At 37.9% G+C, this 20,171-nt stretch carries 18 protein-coding genes and 2 other annotated features; all 18 genes read left to right on the forward strand.

The genetic code is table 11. The features are described from left to right. The first annotated feature begins 61 nt into the window (after window positions 1–61). The 18 genes from AXY_RS00575 (at window position 62) to rpoC (ending at window position 20,161) form a co-directional block, all read left to right on the forward strand. Window positions 62–1,171, forward strand: a complete 1,110-nt coding sequence (locus tag AXY_RS00575; protein WP_015008838.1) for a PIN/TRAM domain-containing protein — start codon at window positions 62–64, stop codon at window positions 1,169–1,171. 239 nt (window positions 1,172–1,410) lie between these two features. Continuing rightward, window positions 1,411–2,874 carry a glutamate--tRNA ligase gene (gene gltX / locus AXY_RS00580; protein ID WP_015008839.1) on the forward strand — a complete coding sequence of 488 codons (1,464 nt, stop codon included), beginning with the start codon at window positions 1,411–1,413 and terminating at the stop codon, window positions 2,872–2,874. A gap of 34 nt (window positions 2,875–2,908) precedes the next feature. Then, window positions 2,909–3,133 (forward strand) — a binding site (T-box leader). A gap of 61 nt (window positions 3,134–3,194) precedes the next feature. Next, window positions 3,195–3,851 carry a serine O-acetyltransferase gene (gene cysE, locus AXY_RS00585; RefSeq protein ID WP_015008840.1) on the forward strand — a complete coding sequence of 219 codons (657 nt, stop codon included), beginning with the start codon at window positions 3,195–3,197 and terminating at the stop codon, window positions 3,849–3,851. Beyond that, on the forward strand, window positions 3,841–5,238 hold the full coding sequence (gene cysS / locus AXY_RS00590; protein WP_015008841.1) for a cysteine--tRNA ligase: 1,398 nt from the start codon (window positions 3,841–3,843) through the stop codon (window positions 5,236–5,238). The genes cysE and cysS overlap by 11 nt, the downstream gene beginning before the upstream one ends. A 2-nt stretch (window positions 5,239–5,240) precedes the next feature. Beyond that, window positions 5,241–5,642, forward strand: coding sequence for a Mini-ribonuclease 3 (locus AXY_RS00595; protein ID WP_015008842.1), 402 nt, complete (start codon window positions 5,241–5,243; stop codon window positions 5,640–5,642). A gap of 1 nt (window position 5,643) precedes the next feature. After that, window positions 5,644–6,387 (forward strand): 23S rRNA (guanosine(2251)-2'-O)-methyltransferase RlmB, encoded by a 744-nt coding sequence (gene rlmB, locus AXY_RS00600; RefSeq protein WP_015008843.1) that lies wholly within the window; start codon window positions 5,644–5,646, stop codon window positions 6,385–6,387. 4 nt (window positions 6,388–6,391) lie between these two features. After that, the gene (locus tag AXY_RS00605; protein WP_015008844.1) at window positions 6,392–6,901 is read left to right on the forward strand and encodes an NYN domain-containing protein; all 510 of its coding nucleotides are present in this window, start codon (window positions 6,392–6,394) and stop codon (window positions 6,899–6,901) included. Between the two features lie 50 nt (window positions 6,902–6,951). Then, on the forward strand, window positions 6,952–7,632 hold the full coding sequence (sigH, locus tag AXY_RS00610; protein ID WP_407919029.1) for an RNA polymerase sporulation sigma factor SigH: 681 nt from the start codon (window positions 6,952–6,954) through the stop codon (window positions 7,630–7,632). A gap of 84 nt (window positions 7,633–7,716) precedes the next feature. Further along, window positions 7,717–7,863 carry a 50S ribosomal protein L33 gene (gene rpmG, locus AXY_RS12440; RefSeq protein WP_015008846.1) on the forward strand — a complete coding sequence of 49 codons (147 nt, stop codon included), beginning with the start codon at window positions 7,717–7,719 and terminating at the stop codon, window positions 7,861–7,863. Window positions 7,864–7,920: 57 nt separating this feature from the next. Continuing rightward, on the forward strand, window positions 7,921–8,100 hold the full coding sequence (gene secE / locus AXY_RS00615) for a preprotein translocase subunit SecE (RefSeq protein ID WP_015008847.1): 180 nt from the start codon (window positions 7,921–7,923) through the stop codon (window positions 8,098–8,100). Between the two features lie 157 nt (window positions 8,101–8,257). Beyond that, a complete protein-coding gene (gene nusG, locus AXY_RS00620) occupies window positions 8,258–8,791 on the forward strand; it encodes a transcription termination/antitermination protein NusG (RefSeq protein WP_015008848.1) in 534 nt (177 codons plus the stop codon). A gap of 235 nt (window positions 8,792–9,026) precedes the next feature. Next, a complete protein-coding gene (rplK, locus tag AXY_RS00625; RefSeq protein ID WP_015008849.1) occupies window positions 9,027–9,452 on the forward strand; it encodes a 50S ribosomal protein L11 in 426 nt (141 codons plus the stop codon). A gap of 182 nt (window positions 9,453–9,634) precedes the next feature. Continuing rightward, complete coding sequence (gene rplA, locus AXY_RS00630; RefSeq protein WP_015008850.1) at window positions 9,635–10,324, forward strand: 50S ribosomal protein L1; 690 nt, start codon at window positions 9,635–9,637, stop codon at window positions 10,322–10,324. A 50-nt stretch (window positions 10,325–10,374) separates the two neighbouring features. Then, window positions 10,375–10,534: a sequence feature (ribosomal protein L10 leader region), on the forward strand. Window positions 10,535–10,579: 45 nt separating this feature from the next. Next, window positions 10,580–11,080, forward strand: a complete 501-nt coding sequence (gene rplJ, locus AXY_RS00635) for a 50S ribosomal protein L10 (RefSeq protein WP_015008851.1) — start codon at window positions 10,580–10,582, stop codon at window positions 11,078–11,080. Window positions 11,081–11,128: 48 nt separating this feature from the next. Further along, a complete protein-coding gene (gene rplL, locus AXY_RS00640) occupies window positions 11,129–11,494 on the forward strand; it encodes a 50S ribosomal protein L7/L12 (RefSeq protein WP_015008852.1) in 366 nt (121 codons plus the stop codon). Between the two features lie 142 nt (window positions 11,495–11,636). Next, window positions 11,637–12,236 carry a class I SAM-dependent methyltransferase gene (locus tag AXY_RS00645; RefSeq protein ID WP_015008853.1) on the forward strand — a complete coding sequence of 200 codons (600 nt, stop codon included), beginning with the start codon at window positions 11,637–11,639 and terminating at the stop codon, window positions 12,234–12,236. Window positions 12,237–12,901: 665 nt separating this feature from the next. Then, on the forward strand, window positions 12,902–16,435 hold the full coding sequence (gene rpoB, locus AXY_RS00650; protein WP_015008854.1) for a DNA-directed RNA polymerase subunit beta: 3,534 nt from the start codon (window positions 12,902–12,904) through the stop codon (window positions 16,433–16,435). A gap of 99 nt (window positions 16,436–16,534) precedes the next feature. Continuing rightward, window positions 16,535–20,161, forward strand: a complete 3,627-nt coding sequence (rpoC, locus tag AXY_RS00655) for a DNA-directed RNA polymerase subunit beta' (protein ID WP_015008855.1) — start codon at window positions 16,535–16,537, stop codon at window positions 20,159–20,161. Window positions 20,162–20,171 lie beyond the last annotated feature (10 nt).

Consider the following 20,171-nt stretch of genomic DNA (forward strand, 5'->3'; position numbering starts at 1 on the left):
AAAAAATAGAAGGTTAAAAATATCATATATTGGGGATTATAGAATGTAGGAGGTGAAGTGAATGCTTAAAAAAGTCGTACAACTATTTATAATTGTAGCTGGAGGGACTCTTGGATTCCTTTATTTGCCCCTATTAATCCAATTGATTAGTTTTACAAGAGGAACGTGGATCGATCAACCTATTGTAGCTCCGTATATTGGTTTAGTTCTTGGTGCAATCATACTATATTTAATTTCCTTTTGGCTTGTTGATTATATCGTTTACTTTATTCAGTATTTAGAAAAGTATCTACTTAGTGCGCCTTTAATGGATCTATTATTCGGTGGTATAGGTTTAACGTTAGGTTTAGTAATTGCTTACTTAATTAATCGTCCAATCTATGATATTAATATCTTTTTCGTATCGCAGGTCATTCCTCTATTCATAATGGGTTTATTCGGCTATTTAGGTTTTCAAGTTGGATTTAAGCGACGTGATGAATTTATTAATATTATGATGGTAGCTAGGAAGGATAAGGCCTTGCAACAATCACCTGAAGAGGAGACGCAAGCTCAGGTCGGTTCAAAACCGAAGATTTTAGATACGAGCGTTATTATTGATGGGAGAATCGCAGATATATGTCAGACGCATTTTATTGAAGGGACAATAATTATTCCTCAATTTGTGTTACAAGAGCTTCAGCATATAGCAGATTCTTCTGATGCGTTAAAGCGTAATCGAGGTCGCCGAGGGTTAGATATTTTAAATCGATTGCAAAAAGATGTTACTGATAAAATTGAAATGTATGAAGGCGATTTTGAGGATACACAAGAAGTTGATAGTAAATTAGTTAAGCTTGCCAAGCAAGTTGACGGAATAGTAGTAACGAACGATTTTAATCTAAATAAAGTTTGTGAATTTCAAAATGTACAAGTTTTAAATATTAATGATTTAGCCAATGCAGTTAAGCCAGTTGTTTTACCGGGAGAATTATTGAAAGTTCAAGTGATTAAAGATGGTAAAGAGCACGATCAAGGTGTTGCTTACCTAGATGATGGTACGATGATTGTAGTTGAAGAAGGCAGGAACTATATCGGTGAAGCCATTGATGTGATCATTACGAGCGTATTACAAACATCAGCAGGTAGGATGATATTTGCCAAGCCAAAAGCACTTGAAAAAGCTTTGTAAAAAGGGTATAAATGATAAGGTAGAAAAGTGATAACGAGTGTTATCACTTTTTCTAATGATCATTAGAAAAGGTCGAAAATTATTTAGTAAGATTGATTAAAACAAGTCAGGTTTAACATAATAAGAATTAATAGATGTGGTGCTAGGCTTTTTTTATCAAAAATAGTCTAACATTCGGACAACCTGATGAAAAAGTGATAAGATAATAGGAGCAATTGATTGAAAGGGGAAGCAAGACAATGACAAAAGAAGTTCGTGTAAGGTATGCACCGAGCCCAACAGGTCACTTGCATATTGGAAATGCTAGAACAGCATTATTTAATTATTTATTTGCTAAGCATTTTGGTGGCCAGTTTATTATTAGAACGGAAGATACGGATGAGAAACGAAATGTTGAAGGCGGAGAAGAAAGCCAACTTAAATATTTAAAATGGCTTGGTTTAGAATGGGATGAAGGCGCGGATATTGGTGGTGCATATGGACCATATCGTCAAACTGAACGACTAGATATTTATCAAAAGTATGTAGATGAATTACTTGAGCGTAATTTAGCTTATAAATGCTATATGACAGAGGAAGAACTTGAACAAGAACGCGAAGAGCAACGTGCAAAAGGCCAAGTTCCAAAATACTCTGGTGCACATGCCAACTTAACGGATGAGCAAATAGCGCAATTTGAAGCTGAAGGACGAGAGGCAAGTATAAGATTCCGAGTACCTGAGAATGTGACGTATACATTTGATGATATTGTGCGTGGTACAATCTCCTTTGAATCAAGTGATTTTGGTGACTGGGTAATTGTTAAGAAAAATGGTGTTCCAACATATAACTTTGCAGCAGTGATTGATGACCACTTGATGAAGATTAGTCATGTATTACGTGGGGAAGAACATATATCAAATACACCAAGACAAATGATGATTTATGATGCATTTGGTTGGGAAGCACCTCAATTTGGTCACATGACGCTCATTTTAAATGAGGAAAGAAAGAAACTAAGTAAGAGAGATCAACATGTTGTTCAATTTATCGAGCAATATAAAAACTTAGGTTATTTACCAGAGGCAATGTTTAACTTCATTACATTACTTGGTTGGTCACCAGTTGGTGAAGAAGAAATTTTCACTAAAGACAAGCTAATTGAGATCTTTGATCCTAATCGATTATCGACTTCTGCAGCTATCTTTGACTCTAAGAAGTTACAGTGGATGAATAACCAGTATATTAAAACTTTAAGCGAGGAAGAAATCATTGATTTAGCACTTCCACACTTAATTGAAGCGGGAAGAATTCCTGCTGATGCTGATGAAGAGACGAAGAATTGGGCAATCAATCTTATTTCACTATATAAAGAACAACTTAGCTATGGTGCGGAGATTGTTGACTTAACAGAGCTTTTCTTCCAAACGAAGATCAGTTATAATGAAGAGGCACAAGCAATATTATCAGAGTCGCAAGTACCTGAGGTATTGACTACTTTTAAAAATAAATTAAATGTACTAGAAAATTGGGAGCCACAAGAGATTAAGGCTGCAGTTAAAGCAACACAAAAAGATACACAACAAAAAGGTAAAAAGCTATTTATGCCGATTCGAGTTGCAACGACTGGTCAAGCACACGGTCCAGAATTACCTAATGCTATTTACTTATTGGGTAAGGAAACAGTGATCACTCGATTAGAAGATGTGTTAGCAACTTTTTAATCACAAAAAATGTTTTAATTGCATACGATTAAATCATAAAATGTTGAAGAGGAAAGAGATTAGTATCACGCTTACTTAGAGAGAATCACCTTGGCTGGAAGTGATTTTAAGCAGACTAATTTTATGCACCTCGGAGTCTTCTGCTGAATGATATAGTAAGTAGAAGCGGCGACTCACCGTTATTTGAGTTCAAGTTGAAAGTAACCAAATGATGTTACTCTAAACAGAGTGGAACCGCGTTTATTTAGGCGTCTCTGTGTATTCAATACACAAAGACGCCTTTTTAGCATTTCTTAAAACAGTTTGGAGGTGTTGGTATGATGTTATTTAAGCGGATGCAAGAAGATATCCAGGTTGTCTTTGATCAAGATCCAGCAGCTAGATCTTATTTAGAGGTTATTTTTACTTATTCTGGTGTTCATGCAATTTGGCTTCATCGGATTGCACATTTCTTTTATCGGAGAAAATTCTTCTTTATCGCAAGGGTAATTTCTCAATTTAGCCGATTTTTAACGGGAATAGAGATTCATCCAGGTGCACAAATTGGTCGTCACTTCTTCATTGATCATGGGATGGGTGTTGTGATTGGAGAGACATGTGAGATTGGTGATTATGTTACGATTTATCAAGGTGTGACACTTGGAGGAACAGGAAAAGAGAAAGGCAAACGCCATCCAACGATTAAAGACCATGCTTTGATTGCAACTGGAGCAAAGGTGCTTGGTTCGATAACGATAGGAAAGTATTCAAAAATTGGAGCGGGATCAGTCGTGCTTAAAGACGTCCCTGATTATTCAACTGTTGTAGGGATTCCTGGACACGTCGTTGTTCAAAATGGGAAACGCGTAAGCAAAAATCTTGATCACAATAAATTACCTGACCCAATTGATGATTATATTGCAGAATTACAAGAAGATGTGAGAAAGCTAAAGGAAGAGCTGTCTGCATTAAAAGGAGAGATGCAAGATGACGATTAAGGTATACAATACTTTAACGCGCCAGAAAGAGGTTTTTAAATCAATTGAACCTAACAAGGTCAAGATGTATGTCTGTGGACCGACTGTTTATAATTATATTCATATTGGTAATGCTAGACCAGCAATAGTCTTTGACACTGTACGTCGATATTTAGAATATAAGGGCTATGAGGTTTCTTACTTATTAAACTTTACTGACGTTGATGACAAAATTATCAATGAAGCAAATCGAAATCATGAGGATATCAATCGTCTAACAGAACGCTTCATTGAAGCCTATAAAGAAGATGTTGGTGCACTAGGAGTTAAGCCTGCAACGCTACATCCAAGAGTGACAGAGACGATGGATGATATTATTCAATTCATCGATGATTTGATTAAAAAAGGCTATGCTTACGAATCAAATGGCGATGTATATTTCAAAACGCGCAAGTTTGAGGAATATGGGAAACTGTCTGCTCAATCACTAGATGAATTAAAGGCTGGTGCAAGAATTCAAGTTGGTCAGAGTAAAGAAGATGAGCTTGATTTTGCACTATGGAAGGCAGCTAAACCAGGAGAGATTTCGTGGTCTGCACCTTGGGGTGAAGGTCGCCCAGGTTGGCACATAGAATGTTCCGCAATGGTCAAAAAACATTTAGGCGATACAATTGATATTCACGCGGGAGGTCAAGATTTAACTTTCCCTCACCACGAAAATGAAATTGCACAATCAGAAGCACGAAACGGAAAGAATTTTGCAAATTATTGGCTTCATAATGGTTATATCACGATTGAAGATGAAAAGATGTCTAAATCGCTAGGTAACTACATCTTAGCAAGAGATTTAATTGAAAAATATCCGCCAGAATTAATTCGTTTCTTTATGCTTAGTGTACATTATCGCCAACCAATTAACTTTAGTGATACACTTATCACACAAGCTAAACAGGGATTTGATCGGATTGTTAATAGCTATCAAAATTTAAAATATCGATTGAATCACGCAATTGACTCTAAAGCAAATCAAACATATTTAGAACGACTTAAAGCAATTAAAGGAAAATTTGTTCAAGAGATGAACGATGATTTTAATACAGCAAATGCAATAAGTGTACTATATGAATTAGTAAAAGAAGCGAATTTATTATTAGAAAACGCAGAAGTTTCTAAGCAAGATCTGGAGCAATTTATCGCGTTATTTGATCAGCTTTTTGAAATATTAGGCTTAGAGATAGCGAACGAAGAGCAACTATTAGATGCTGAAATTGACCAGCTTTTAGTTGAGCGAGAAAAGGCACGCCAAGAGAAAAACTTTAAGCGAGCAGATGAAATTCGTGACCTATTAAAGGCTCAGTCAATTATTTTAGAAGATACTGCTCAAGGTACACGTTGGAGAAGAGGATAAAAATGAAGTTGAATGAAGTTAGACAGATGAAAAGTCTTGCCCTTGCTTATATGGGTGATGCTATTTACGAAGTGCATGTACGTGATTATTTAATCAGACATCATTACGCAAAAGTAAATGATCTTCATCAAGCAGCAATTAAATACGTATCAGCTAAAGCACAAGCAAAGGTTTTAAGAGAATGGCTTGATTCAGGAATTCTTGATGAAGAGGAACTATCAATTGTTAGAAGAGGCCGCAATGCTAAAGCGGGTTCAGTACCTAAAAATACAGATGTAATGACATATCGTTACAGTACTGCTTTTGAAGCATTGTTAGGATTTCTATATTATGCAAAATATGAACAACGATTACAAGAATTGATGCAACTAGCTATTAACAGTGTGGAGAAAGGAAGGCAATAAAATGAATGAAGAATGGCTAATAGGAAAAAACCCGATTATAGAAGCATTCCGTTCAGGACGTCCAATAAATAAATTGTTTATTGGCGATTACCTTAAACAGAATACAATTGACGAAATTCAACAACTTGCAAGGAAACAAGGTGTTCAAATAAAACGTGTCCCTAAACAAAAACTCGATCAATTATCAAAAGGTAAACACCAAGGATTAGTTGCTGCAGTAGCTGCTTATGAATACGCATCTATAGACGACTTATTTGCTCGAGCAGAACAAAGAGGAGAACTACCATTCTTTATTCTGCTCGATGGTATTCTTGACCCACATAACTTAGGATCAATTTTAAGGACAGCAGATGCTACGGGTGTGCATGGAGTCATTATTCCAAAGAATCGTGCAGTTGGCTTAACAAGTGTCGTAGCAAAAACGTCAGCTGGAGCAATTGAATATGTACCAGTTGCACGAGTGACGAATATGGCACAAACAATTGAAGAATTAAAATCACGTAATGTCTGGGTTGTCGGAACAGAGATGGAAGCAGATAAAGACTATCGAGAATTAGAAGGCGATATTGCGATTGCGCTTGTCATCGGCAATGAAGGAAAAGGCATTAGTCGACTTGTTCTAGATAAGTGTGATTGGACTGTCAATTTATCAATGAAAGGTCAAGTCTCTTCGTTAAACGCATCAGTAGCTTGTGGTGTCTTAATGTATGAAATATTCCGAAAGCGTCACCCATTAGGGGGATAATCTAATGGATGTATTATTAGTAGACGGATATAACATTATTGGTGATTGGGACGAGCTAAAGAGACTACGTGATATTGACCTTGACCAAGCGAGACAACTATTGATTGAGAGAATGGCGGAATACCAAGCGTATCTTGGTATTCGTGTCATTATCGTATTTGATGCTTATGAAGTAAAAGGTGTTGAAGCAAAGGATAAGCAATATAATGTTGAAATCATTTATACAAAAGAAAAAGAAACGGCTGATCAATGTATTGAGCGATTAGTTAAGCAAATTATCAATGTCCAAACAAAGGTATATGTGGCTACTAGTGATTTTGTTGAACAACGAACTATTTTTCAACAGGGTGCCTATCGAAAGTCCGCTAGAGAATTAGAAATTGAAGTCAATCAATTAAAAAATGAAATTAATTATGATATAAAGTCCTTTGAAATCGAAAAAAAGGGTCGATCACTACCGATAAATCAAGATATATTAGCTCAACTAGAGAAAATGAGACGTGGAAGTCGATAAAACCACTAGTTGACGGAAGTAAAGCGCTTACTGTATAATATTGCTATTAGGTGACTCAGGGGGAGTTTGGGTTGGAGAAACAGCATTATTGTGTGAACAGTAAATCGCCATGCTTTGACCAGCTTGATGACAGAGAACTTATCATGCTTATTCGCCAAGGAGACGGACAAGCATTGGATTTCTTGATTCGAAAATACCGAACTTTCGTGCGTATAAAGGCGAGTACTTACTTTTTGATTGGCGCAGATCATGAGGATATTGTCCAAGAAGGTATGATTGGATTATATAAAGCTGTACGTGATTTCAAAGACTCGCATGGTACGTCTTTCCGTGCCTTCGCCGACCTTTGTGTAACCAGACAGATCCTAACAGCTATCAAAGCTGCTACTAGGCAAAAACATATCCCGCTTAACTCATATGTTTCATTAGATAAGCCGATTTATGATGAAGAATCCGATCGGACGTTGCTAGATGTTCTAACAAATGTTGAGCAAATTGATGATCCGGAACAATTAATTATAAATCGTGAGAAGCAAGGTCTATTAGAGGAAAAGCTCATTAAACTATTAAGTCGATTTGAATGTGATGTTCTTTACCTCTACTTAGACGGCCGTACATATCAGGAAATATCAGAAGAGCTCAACAGACATATAAAAGCAATTGATAATGCTCTTGTACGTGTAAAAAGAAAACTTGAACGCTATTTAAATCTTGCGGAAATGAAATTATAGGTGAAACGAAATGGTGCGTTGACACTATTTGTGAAGCGTGCTACATTAATAGGTATGCTAGATTAATAAATAAGGTGATGTATAATGAAAAAGAAACGAGCACTAGCATGTGAAGAATGTGGAAGCCGAAACTATTATACTGATAAAAATGCGGGCACCACTGAGCGGTTAGAACTTAAAAAATTCTGCAAAAAATGTAACTTACATACGTTACATCGTGAAACTAAGTAAGCAACATTCATCAATGAGTAATCAATAGATAAAATTTAATGTTTGGAGGAACTCCTTGTGAAAGCTGTATCATTTTTAAAAAATGTTTCTCGAGAAATGAAAAAAGTTTCTTGGCCAGGTAAAGAAGAACTATATCGTTATACTGTAACTGTTGTTGTAACTGTTGTTTTAATGGCATTATTTTTTACAATTGTTGATTTAGGTATTACTCAACTTTTAAATCTTTTTTTTGATTAGCTCAATTAGTTTTGTGCTATAATAATAAAGGAATAAATCGAGTGACTTACAACCCGTATTAACGGGTTTTTTTAAATTGAAAATTAATTATTAAAATTAAATATAACGGATCTATCGTTTACAGTCATTCTGATTAATGAATTAAGGAGGTTGGAAGATGGAAAAACAGTGGTATGTCGTGCATACGTACTCAGGTTATGAAAATAAGGTTAAAACAAACCTTGAAAAAAGGTTAGCCTCAATGGGTATGGAAGATAAAATTTTTCGTATCCTAGTTCCTGAGGAAGAAGAAACAGAGATGAAACAAGGCAAGAAAAAAGTCTCAATGAAAAAAGTATTCCCGGGCTATGTCCTAGCAGAAATGATTATGACAGATGACTCTTGGTATGTTGTTCGGAATACACCGGGGGTAACTGGCTTTGTAGGTTCAGCAGGTTCAGGTTCTAAACCAACACCACTATTACCCGAGGAAGCGGAAGCAATACTTAAACGAATGGGTATGAAGGAAACTGAGATTGAAGTAGACTTTGAAGTTGGTGAGTCAATCAATGTTGTTGATGGACCATTTAGTAACTTTACTGGTGCAATTGAACAAATTGATGTAGATCGTCAAAAAGTCAAAGTATTGGTTAACATGTTTGGCCGTGAAACACCAGTTGAGTTAGACTTCTCGCAGATTGAAAAGCTATAATTTTCGTGTAGAGAAACAACTAATGGCAATGTATTGGGAAGTCTAGGGTTTCAACTTGAAATATGGAATGACTTTTCTTTAGAATTAATTCGATCAATGCTTGCAATATTGCGTTGAACGTGCTAAAATCTTAATGTTCTTTATGCCTCGAGTTTCAATATAGTAATTAGATATGAAAATGAGTGGGAGGGTTAACACCCTGTGACCACATCACGGACTTAAGGAGGTGTGTCTCGTGGCTAAAAAAGTAATTAAAGTTGTAAAACTACAAATCCCAGCAGGTAAAGCAAACCCAGCACCACCAGTTGGACCAGCATTAGGTCAAGCAGGTATTAATATCATGGGTTTCTGTAAAGAATTTAACGCTCAAACTCAAGATCAAGCTGGTTTGATTATTCCGGTAGAAATTTCGGTTTTTGAGGACCGTTCGTTTACATTTATTACAAAAACTCCACCAGCTGCTGTATTACTTAAGAAAGCAGCGGGGATTGAAACTGCATCAGGTGAGCCAAACCGTAATAAGGTAGCTACAGTTAAGCGTGCACAAGTACGTGAAATCGCAGAACTGAAAATGCCAGATTTAAACGCGGCTGATGTTGAAGCAGCTATGCAGATGGTTGAAGGTACCGCACGTAGTATGGGTATCACAATCGAAGATTAATTTTGTCGTTTGTTGGAAGTGAAGGTTGCGTCGGTGGTTGAGTTACCATTACGCAACCTTTTTGCAGAAAATGGACTGAGGCATAGTCAACACTCCTGCTTGTTGATGATGATTATCAAGTAGGATGCGCTTTATTAAGTGGGAGGTATAACCGCTAACACCACATTCTAGGAGGAAAAATAATGGCTAAAAAATCAAAGAAACAACAAGAAGCTTTGAAATCATTTGACCGTACTAAAGCTTACGGTGTTGAAGAAGCTCTTAAATTAGTTAAAGAAAATGCAACAGCTAAATTCGATGAGACAATCGAAGTAGCATTCCGTTTAGGTGTTGATCCTAAGAAAGCTGATCAACAACTACGTGGAGCAACTGTGTTGCCACACGGAACAGGTAAAACACAAACTGTTCTTGTATTTGCTAAAGGTGATAAAGCTAAAGAAGCAGAAGCAGCTGGAGCTGATTTTGTTGGAGATGAAGAGCTTATCAATAAAATTAACCAAGGTTGGTTAGGTTTCGACGTTATCGTTGCTACACCAGACATGATGGCTGAAGTAGGTAAATTAGGTCGTGTTCTAGGACCTAAAGGCTTAATGCCAAACCCTAAAACAGGAACTGTAACGTTCGAAGTTGAAAAAGCAATTAACGATATTAAAGCTGGTAAAGTAGAATATCGTGTTGACAAACAGTCAAACGTTCATGTGCCAATTGGTAAGGCTTCATTTGAATTAAACAAATTAGAAGAAAACCTTAGAGCAATTGCTGATGTGATTATTAAAGCAAAACCTCAATCTGCAAAAGGTATTTATTTACGTAACATCTCAGTGACATCTACAATGGGTCCTGGTGTTAAAGTAGATACATCTGCATTTTAGTTCAAAATAAAACTTGACATTAATATAGCAGACCGCTATAATAATTTAGGTTAAAATAAATAGTTATACCGTAGACAGCAGGGGCTCATTAAAGCTTAATAGCCTGCCGAGGTGTTAATGAAGGCAAAATGTATTATTTATTAATTTGCCCGGTCGTTTACACATTCTCCCTTGCGTCTATTTTAGACGTAAGGGTTTTTAATTAGCGGATACGTTTATACGGTATGGTTGAACAGAACAATAGGAGGTGGAATCATGTCAAAAGTTTTAGAGAAAAAGAAACAAATCGTTTCTGAAATCGCAACTAAGTTCCGTGATAGCCAATCAACAGTTTTAGTTGACTATCGTGGCCTTGACGTAGCAGAAGTTACTGAATTACGTAAGCAATTACGTGAAGCGGGCGTTGAGTATAAAGTATATAAAAACTCAATGTCACGTCGTGCAGCTGCAGAAGCTGAACTTACAGAATTAGATGAACTTTTAGTTGGTCCAACAGCGATCGCATTTAGTGATAATGATGTTATTGCACCAGCGAAAATTCTTAATAATTTTGCTAAAGAACACAAAGATTTAGAAATTAAAGGTGGAGTTATCGAAGGTAAAGTTGCATCACTTGATCAAATCAAGGAACTAGCAGACCTTCCAAACTACGAAGGATTACTATCTATGTTACTCAGCGTCCTTCAGGCACCTGTTCGCAACTTCGCTTATGCTGCTAAAGCAATTGCGGAGCAAAAAGAAGAGCAAGAAGCTTAATCCGGTTTAAATAAATTAAAACTTATACAATTTTAGGAGGAAATTATAATGTCTAAAGAACAAATTATTGAAGCAATAAAAGAAATGTCTGTTCTAGAATTAAACGACTTAGTTAAAGCAATCGAAGAAGAATTTGGTGTAACAGCAGCAGCTCCTGTAGCAGTTGCAGGTGGCGCAGCAGGTGGCGCAGCAGAAGAAGAAAAAACAGAATTTGATGTTGTTCTTACAGACGCTGGCTCAGCGAAAATCAAAGTTGTTAAAGCAGTTCGTGAAATCACAGGTCTTGGCCTTAAAGATGCAAAAGATCTTGTTGACAACGCACCAGGTGCAATTAAAGAAGGCGTAGCTAAAGAAGAAGCTGAAGAAATTAAAGCTAAACTTGAAGAAGCTGGCGCATCTGTAGAAGTTAAGTAAGTTAAAACTAAATAATGAAGGCTCGTCTAATTTAGGCGGGCCTTTGTTTACTACTAAGTATGAAATTAAGGCCGATTAGCAACATGAATACAATTGTCAATTTGGCTGACTTTAAACCACGATAAAAGTAGGTGCTAACAATATGTCGGAGCAATACTTTACTCAACATCCCCAATCCAAAAGCAACCCCAAGACATGGACGTACGAACTTCGTAATCAAGTTCTAACATTTACAAGTGACACAGGTGTCTTTTCAAAAAATACTGTCGATTTTGGTTCTAAAACTTTAATCGAATCGTTTATACTTCCTGAAGCTGATGGGGCAATTGTTGATTTAGGTTGTGGATATGGTCCGATAGGGCTGTCAATTGCGAAAGCATTTCCAGATCGGCAAATCGTCATGGGTGATATTAATGAGCGGGCGGTTGAGTTAGCGAAGATAAATATGGAAAGAAATAAGCTAACGAACGCTCGAGTATTTCTAAGTGATCAATTCAGTCAGTTGCCGAACGAAACATATGCTGCGGTATTAACTAATCCGCCGATACGCGTCGGTAAGAAGGTTGTTCATGAAATGTTTGAACAGGCTCATCAACACCTTTGTTCTGATGGTGAGTTATGGGTTGTGATTCAAAAGAAACAAGGTGCGCCATCTGCTATTAAGAAAATGGAATCATTATTCCGCGATGTAGAGGTCGTCTGTAAAGAAAAAGGCTACTTTATTATCAGGGCAATAAAGTAACCGGGTAGTATTTGACTCCAATATAAGCTTGTGGTAGTATAAGAAGATGCTAGTGGCGTGTTTTGTTGTCAAGTGCTAATTTAATTAAAATGTATATTTTCATGAGTCGATGGACAAGATGGTTAGAACGGAGTAGAGGGTTTAATTGATTTTATAAGAGGTCAAGTGAGATCCTTTTTTTTCTGACGGTTATTAATCATCTTTTATGTTCATGCAATTATTTAAGGCGGACTTGTTATTGATCATTCTTAATAAAAAGTTGTTTGTTAAGAGATGTCTAAACAATATAACAGTTCATCTTTAAATAGCCCAAATGGAGAGTGATAAGATTCGCTAAATGACGATTTATCAAGCTCATCTGCTTGCAAGAAGCAGAAAATAATCAGAAGCTTACGATGTTTATGTAAGTTTTTTTGTTCGATTGGTACCGAACAAAGAATATGTTTAAATTATACCTTTTCCAATTAATAAGTCAATAGTCGAGCTTAAATATTGGTTGCAAGGTATAACGCAGTATAGTGGCTCTATTGTAGAACCAACTATTATTTCTACTTACCTTATGCAAAGGATGTAAAGCAAATTTACATCGAAATTAGAAGAAAAACTGGGACTCTCATTAAATATGAAGTTGAGTTTTTCTAATCTTGATTTGAGGGGTGAAGCAGTTGACAGGTCAACTAGTTCAATATGGACGACACCGCACGCGCAGAAGCTACGCACGGATTAATGAAGTTTTAGAATTACCAAATTTAATTGAGATTCAAACCGCATCATACGAGTGGTTCTTGGAAGAAGGAATGCGAGAAATGTTTCAAGATATTTCTCCGATTGAGGACTTCCAAGGGAACCTGTCGTTGGAATTCGTCGATTATAAATTGGAAGAGCCGAAATATGATGTTGACGAATCGAAAGAACGTGACGTGACTTATAATGCACCGTTACGCGTGAAAGTTCGCTTGTTAAATAATGAAACGGGCGAAGTTAAAGAGCAAGAAGTATTTATGGGTGATTTCCCACTCATGACAGACACGGGTACATTTATTATTAATGGTGCTGAACGTGTTATCGTTTCTCAGTTGGTGCGCTCGCCAAGCGTATACTTTAATGAGAAGTTAGATAAGAATGGAAAGATGGGCTATACAGCAACTGTCATTCCTAACCGCGGAGCGTGGTTGGAGTTTGAAACAGATGCTAAGGATGTCGTCCATGTTCGAATTGATCGAACTAGAAAGTTACCAATTACGGTACTTTTACGAGCGTTGGGCTTTAGTTCAGATCAAGAAATTATCGATTTAATTGGCGATAATGAATATTTAAGAAATACATTAGAAAAAGACAATACTGAATCAAGTGAAAAAGCATTGTTAGAAATCTATGAGCGTTTAAGACCAGGTGAACCACCAACCTTGGAAAACGCTAAAAGTCTAATGATTTCTCGCTTTTTCGATCCTAAACGATATGATTTAGCGCATGTAGGGCGCTATAAGATAAATAAGAAACTCCACATGAAAAATCGCTTGTTCAATCAAGTTTTAGCTGAAACGCTAGTTGATCATGAAACGGGTGAAGTTTTAGCGGAGAAAGGTACAAAATTAGATCGTCGTACGTTAAATAAATTACTTCCATATATCGATAGAGAAGATAATCGACTTGGTGAACAAGTCATTGAACCGAGCGAAGGTGTATTAGATGATCCGATTGGTATCCAGTCGATTAAGATTATTGATCCGACTGATCCAGAAGGAGAACGTGTATTAAATGTTATTGACAATGGTGTTATTGATGAGACGGTTAAAAATATTACACCAGCTGACATTATTGCATCTGTAAGTTATTTCTTTAACATTTTATATCAAGTGGGTTACACAGATGATATTGATCATCTTGGAAACCGTCGTCTACGTTCAGTTGGTGAATTGTTACAAAACCAATTTAGAATTGGATTATCTCGTATGGAGAGAGTTGTTCGTGAACGGATGTCAATTCAAGATACATCAACGATTACGCCACAACAACTTATTAACATTAGACCGGTTATTGCATCAATTAAAGAGTTCTTTGGTAGCTCTCAGTTATCTCAGTTTATGGATCAAACGAACCCATTGGCAGAGTTAACTCATAAGCGACGTTTGTCAGCTCTTGGACCAGGTGGTTTAACGAGAGAACGTGCTGGATTTGAAGTTCGAGACGTTCACTACTCACACTATGGTCGAATGTGTCCGATTGAAACTCCGGAAGGTCCAAACATCGGTTTGATTAACTCATTATCTTCTTACGCTAAGGTTAATAAATTCGGTTTTATTGAAACGCCGTATCGTCGAGTTGATCATGAAACAGGTAAAGTGACGGATCATTATGATTATTTAACTGCGGATGAAGAAGATAATTATGTAGTTGCACAGGCAAATGCTCGTCTGAATGAAGATGGCACATTTGCAGATGAAGAGGTTATTGCTCGTTTCCGTGGGGAAAACATCATGGTAAGTCGAGATCGAATAGACTACATGGATGTTTCACCTAAGCAAGTTGTTTCAACTGCGACAGCGTGTATTCCATTCTTGGAAAACGATGACTCTAACCGTGCTCTAATGGGTGCAAACATGCAGCGTCAGGCAGTACCTTTAATTAAGCCGCATGCACCTATCGTTGGAACAGGTATGGAGTACGTTTCAGGTAAAGATTCTGGAGCGGCAGTCATTAGTAGACATGACGGAATTGTAGAGCACGTTGAAGCAAGAGCAATTCAAGTTAGACGAGTTGCTGAGGTCGATGGTAAAGAGATTCAAGGCGACTTAGATCATTATAAATTACAGAAATTTGTTCGCTCAAACCAAGGTACGTGCTACAATCAAGTGCCAATTGTTAAAGTAGGCGATCGCGTATCTAAGGGTGATATTTTAGCAGATGGTCCATCTATGGAATTGGGTGAACTTGCCCTAGGACAGAACGTATTAGTAGCTTTCATGACGTGGGAAGGTTACAACTACGAAGACGCGATCATTATGAGTGAACGTCTAGTGAAAGATGACGTTTATACATCGATCCATATTGAAGAATATGAATCGGATGCTCGAGATACAAAACTTGGCCCTGAAGAAATTACACGAGACATTCCAAACGTTGGTGAAGATGCTTTAAGAAATCTTGACGAACGCGGAATTGTTCGAATAGGTGCTGAGGTTGAAGATGGTGATTTACTCGTAGGTAAAGTTACACCTAAGGGAGTCACTGAGCTATCTGCCGAAGAGCGTCTGTTACATGCGATCTTTGGTGAAAAAGCTCGAGAAGTTCGTGATACGTCATTACGTGTACCACACGGTGCAGGCGGAATTGTATTAGATGTTAAGATCTTTAACCGTGAGGATGGCGATGAGTTGCCACCAGGAGTTAACCAACTTGTCCGTGTATATATCGTACAGAAGCGTAAGATTCACGAAGGTGATAAGATGGCTGGTCGTCACGGTAATAAGGGGGTTATCTCTAAGGTATTACCTGAAGAGGATATGCCATTCTTACCAGACGGTACTCCAATTGATATTATGTTAAACCCGCTAGGTGTTCCGTCACGTATGAATATTGGGCAAGTGCTAGAGCTCCACTTAGGAATGGCAGCGCAAAAACTTGGTATTCATGTCGCATCACCAGTATTCGATGGTGCAAGTGAGGAAGATGTTTGGGAGACAATCGAAGAAGCTGGAATGGCACGAGATGCTAAGACAATTCTTTATGATGGTCGAACAGGAGAAGCCTTTGATAACCGCGTTTCAGTAGGAATCATGTATATGCTGAAACTAGCGCACATGGTTGACGATAAGTTACACGCTCGTTCAACAGGACCATACTCGCTTGTTACACAACAACCGTTAGGTGGTAAAGCACAGTTTGGTGGACAGCGTTTTGGGGAAATGGAAGTGTGGGCACTTGAAGCTTACGGTGCTGCTTACACATTACAAGAAATCCTAACAGTTAAATCTGATGACGTTGTTGGACGTGTTAAGACTTACGAAGCCATTGTTAAAGGTGAGAACGTACCTGAAGCTGGAATCCCTGAATCATTCAAAGTATTGATTAAAGAATTACAGAGTTTAGGTATGGATGTTAAGATGCTTTCAGCTGATGAAGAAGAAATCGAGATTAAAGATCTTGATGAAGATAGATTACCAACAGAGCAATTTAATTTAGAAGTACAAGAAAACTAATAGCTTCAATTTATTTGTTTGAAGATGATTGTAAAGTGGGAGCCAATTATAGTCTCCCACCTTACACGATCTAACACATACTAAAGGGAGGTTGACCCCTTGCTAGATGTTAATAATTTCGAATTTATGAAAATTGGTTTGGCATCGCCAGACAAAATTCGGTCATGGTCACATGGGGAAGTAAAAAAACCAGAAACAATTAACTATCGAACGTTGAAACCAGAAAAAGACGGTCTATTCTGCGAGAGAATTTTTGGACCTCAAAAAGACTGGGAATGTTATTGTGGTAAATACAAACGAATTCGCTATAAAGGTGTCGTTTGTGATCGATGTGGTGTTGAAATTACAAAAGCTAAGGTACGCCGTGAGCGCATGGGCCACATTGAGTTGGCAGCTCCAGTATCGCATATTTGGTACTTCAAAGGTATCCCGAGCCGAATGGGCTTGCTTTTAGATATGTCTCCTCGAGCGTTAGAGGAAGTTATCTATTTTGCGGCTTATATTGTTACAGATCCGGGTGATACACCACTTGAGAAGAAACAACTTTTATCTGAACGCGAATATCGTGCTTATCGTGAAAAATACGGTCAAACCTTTAATGCAGAAATGGGCGCTGAAGCGATTAAGAAGATTCTACAAGATATCGATCTTGAAAAAGAATCACAATTATTACGCGATGAGCTTAAGAAGGTTCAAGGCCAGCGTCGTACACGTGCGATCAGAAGATTAGAAGTTATTGAGGCGTTTAGAAATTCAGGAAACGACCCATCATGGATTATATTAGATGTATTACCGATTATTCCACCTGAACTACGACCAATGGTTCAGCTTGACGGTGGTCGTTTTGCAACGTCTGACTTGAACGATCTCTATCGTCGTGTAATTAACCGTAATAACCGATTAAAGCGACTATTGGATTTAGGTGCGCCTAATATTATCGTTCAAAACGAGAAACGTATGTTACAAGAAGCAGTTGATGCTTTGATTGATAATGGTAGACGAGGCCGTCCAGTTACAGGACCTGGTAACCGTCCACTTAAGTCACTGTCACATATGTTGAAAGGTAAGCAAGGTCGCTTCCGTCAAAACTTACTAGGTAAACGTGTTGACTACTCAGGTCGTTCCGTAATTGTTGTAGGACCGAACTTAAAGATGTATCAATGTGGATTGCCTAAGGAAATGGCGGTTGAATTATTCAAACCATTTATTATGAAAGAACTTGTTGAGCGCGGCTTGGCTCATAATATCAAATCGGCTAAGCGTAAAATTGAAAGACTTCACGCAGAGGTCTGGGAAGTTCTTGAAGATGTTATTAAAGAGCACCCAGTTCTATTAAACCGTGCTCCTACTTTACACCGCTTGGGTATTCAAGCTTTCGAACCAACATTGGTAGAAGGACGTGCGATTCGTTTACATCCATTAGTATGTACGGCGTATAACGCTGACTTTGACGGCGACCAAATGGCTGTTCACGTTCCACTTTCGGCAGAAGCACAAGCAGAAGCAAGAATTTTAATGCTTGCCGCTCAAAACATTTTGAACCCTAAAGACGGTAAACCGGTCGTAACACCATCACAAGATATGGTTTTAGGAAACTATTACTTAACGATGGAGCGTAGAGGTGCGATTGGTGAAGGTAAGATATTCAAAGACTTTAATGAAGCTATCATTGCTTATCAAAATGGTTATGTGCATTTACACACGCGCATTGCTGTTCAAGCATCTTCATTGAAGAAGGCTCAATTCACAGAGGAGCAAAATAAACAGCTTCTATTAACAACAGTTGGTAAATTAATCTTTAATGACATTTTACCACCATCATTCCCATACATGAATGAGCCAACACAAAGAAACTTGGAAGTTGAAACTCCAAGCCAGTACTTTGTTCCACAAGGTACGAACATTAAGGAAGAATTGGACAAACGCGAACTGATTTCACCATTTAAGAAAGGTATTTTAGGTGATATTATCGCAGAGGTCTTCAAGAAATTTAAGATTAGTGAAACATCTAAGATGCTTGACCGAATGAAAGATTTAGGCTTTAAGTATTCAACAAAAGCTGGAATTACTGTAGGTGTAGACGATATTGTTGTCTTACCAGATAAAGAAGTTATTTTAGATGAGGCTCAAGATAAAGTAGATAAGATCACAAAACAATTCCGTCGAGGCTTAATTACGGAAGAAGAACGTTATGAGCGGGTCATCTCCATTTGGTCTCGTGCTAAAGATGAGATCCAAGAGCGCTTAATGAAAACTCTTCATCATCAAAACCCGATTTACATGATGAGTGATTCAGGAGCGCGTGGTAATGCTTCAAACTTCACGCAGTTAGCAGGTATGCGAGGATTGATGGCTAACCCGGCAGGACGTATTATCGAACTTCCGATCAAGTCAAGTTTCCGAGAGGGACTTACGGTACTCGAATACTTTATCTCAACTCACGGAGCGAGAAAAGGTCTTGCGGATACGGCACTTAAGACAGCTGACTCAGGTTACCTGACACGTCGACTTGTTGACGTAGCGCAAGATGTAATTATTCGAGAAGATGATTGTAAGACAGATCGCGGCTTAACTGTTAGCGCGATTACAGAAGGTTCGGAAATGATCGAACCGTTGTATGATCGACTAGTTGGTCGTACAGCGTTCCAGACAGTACGTCATCCAAAAACAAACACAACTATTGTTGAAAAGAACGAATTCATTAATGAAGATATCGCTAAAGAAATCATTGATGCTGGAATTGAAGAAGTGACAATTCGAACAGTATTTACATGTAATACAAAACATGGTGCATGTAAGAAATGTTACGGTCGGAATCTAGCGACTGGTGAACAAGTTGAAGTCGGAGAAGCGGTTGGTATTATCGCTGCTCAGTCAATTGGTGAGCCGGGTACACAGCTTACGATGCGTACATTCCACACGGGCGGGGTAGCAGGTAGCGATATTACTCAAGGTTTACCGCGTATTCAGGAAATATTTGAAGCGCGTAATCCGAAAGGGCAAGCTGTTATCAGTGAAATCAATGGTGTAGTTAAAGATGTTAGCGATGCGAAAGAAAAACAAGAGATTATTGTAGAAGGTGACATTGAAACAAGAACTTACCCTGTCCCTTATGGGTTAAGAGTAAGTGTTTCAATTGGCGATAAAGTTATCGCTGGAGAACCGTTGACGGAAGGATCAATTGATCCGAAGGAATTATTAAAATTCCAAGGAACAGACGGTGTTCAAACTTATCTTCTAAAAGAAGTTCAAAAAGTTTACCGTATGCAAGGTGTTGAGATCGGTGACAAGCATATCGAGGTTATGGTTAGACAAATGCTCAGAAAAGTAACCATCGACGATCCGGGTGACACTGAATTATTACCAGGTTCAATGTTAGAAATTCACCAATTTAGAGAAGTCAACGAGAAAGCTCTAAATGAAGGTCAAGAACCAGCTGTAGGTCGCCCAGTCTTGCTAGGTATCACTAAAGCGTCTCTAGAAACTGATTCATTCTTATCGGCTGCTTCTTTCCAAGAAACAACAAGAGTTCTAACTGATGCAGCAATTAAAGGTAAGCGAGATGAACTATTGGGTCTTAAAGAGAACGTTATTCTAGGTAAACTAGTCCCAGCAGGTACGGGAATGGCTCGATACAGAAAAGTTGGTATGAAAACAGCCCAACCTGTTGAAAATGTTGTAGAAGAAACAACAGAAGAAAATGTTGAGAATGAATCTACAATTTAAGCTCACTTTA

It is taken from the genome of Amphibacillus xylanus NBRC 15112 (assembly GCF_000307165.1).
In the GTDB taxonomy this organism is placed as follows: domain Bacteria; phylum Bacillota; class Bacilli; order Bacillales; family Amphibacillaceae; genus Amphibacillus; species Amphibacillus xylanus.

Excerpts from the sequence above, each read along its gene's own strand:
- AXY_RS00575 (WP_015008838.1), top strand. The coding sequence starts at position 62 with ATGCTTAAAAAAGTCGTACAACTATTTATAATTGTAGCTGGAGGGACT.
- gltX (WP_015008839.1), top strand. The coding sequence starts at position 1,411 with ATGACAAAAGAAGTTCGTGTAAGGTATGCACCGAGCCCAACAGGTCAC.
- cysE (WP_015008840.1), top strand. The coding sequence starts at position 3,195 with ATGTTATTTAAGCGGATGCAAGAAGATATCCAGGTTGTCTTTGATCAA.
- cysS (WP_015008841.1), top strand. The coding sequence starts at position 3,841 with ATGACGATTAAGGTATACAATACTTTAACGCGCCAGAAAGAGGTTTTT.
- AXY_RS00595 (WP_015008842.1), top strand. The coding sequence starts at position 5,241 with ATGAAGTTGAATGAAGTTAGACAGATGAAAAGTCTTGCCCTTGCTTAT.
- rlmB (WP_015008843.1), top strand. The coding sequence starts at position 5,644 with ATGAATGAAGAATGGCTAATAGGAAAAAACCCGATTATAGAAGCATTC.
- AXY_RS00605 (WP_015008844.1), top strand. The coding sequence starts at position 6,392 with ATGGATGTATTATTAGTAGACGGATATAACATTATTGGTGATTGGGAC.
- rpmG (WP_015008846.1), top strand. The coding sequence starts at position 7,717 with ATGAAAAAGAAACGAGCACTAGCATGTGAAGAATGTGGAAGCCGAAAC.
- nusG (WP_015008848.1), top strand. The coding sequence starts at position 8,258 with ATGGAAAAACAGTGGTATGTCGTGCATACGTACTCAGGTTATGAAAAT.
- rplA (WP_015008850.1), top strand. The coding sequence starts at position 9,635 with ATGGCTAAAAAATCAAAGAAACAACAAGAAGCTTTGAAATCATTTGAC.
- rplJ (WP_015008851.1), top strand. The coding sequence starts at position 10,580 with ATGTCAAAAGTTTTAGAGAAAAAGAAACAAATCGTTTCTGAAATCGCA.
- rplL (WP_015008852.1), top strand. The coding sequence starts at position 11,129 with ATGTCTAAAGAACAAATTATTGAAGCAATAAAAGAAATGTCTGTTCTA.
- AXY_RS00645 (WP_015008853.1), top strand. The coding sequence starts at position 11,637 with ATGTCGGAGCAATACTTTACTCAACATCCCCAATCCAAAAGCAACCCC.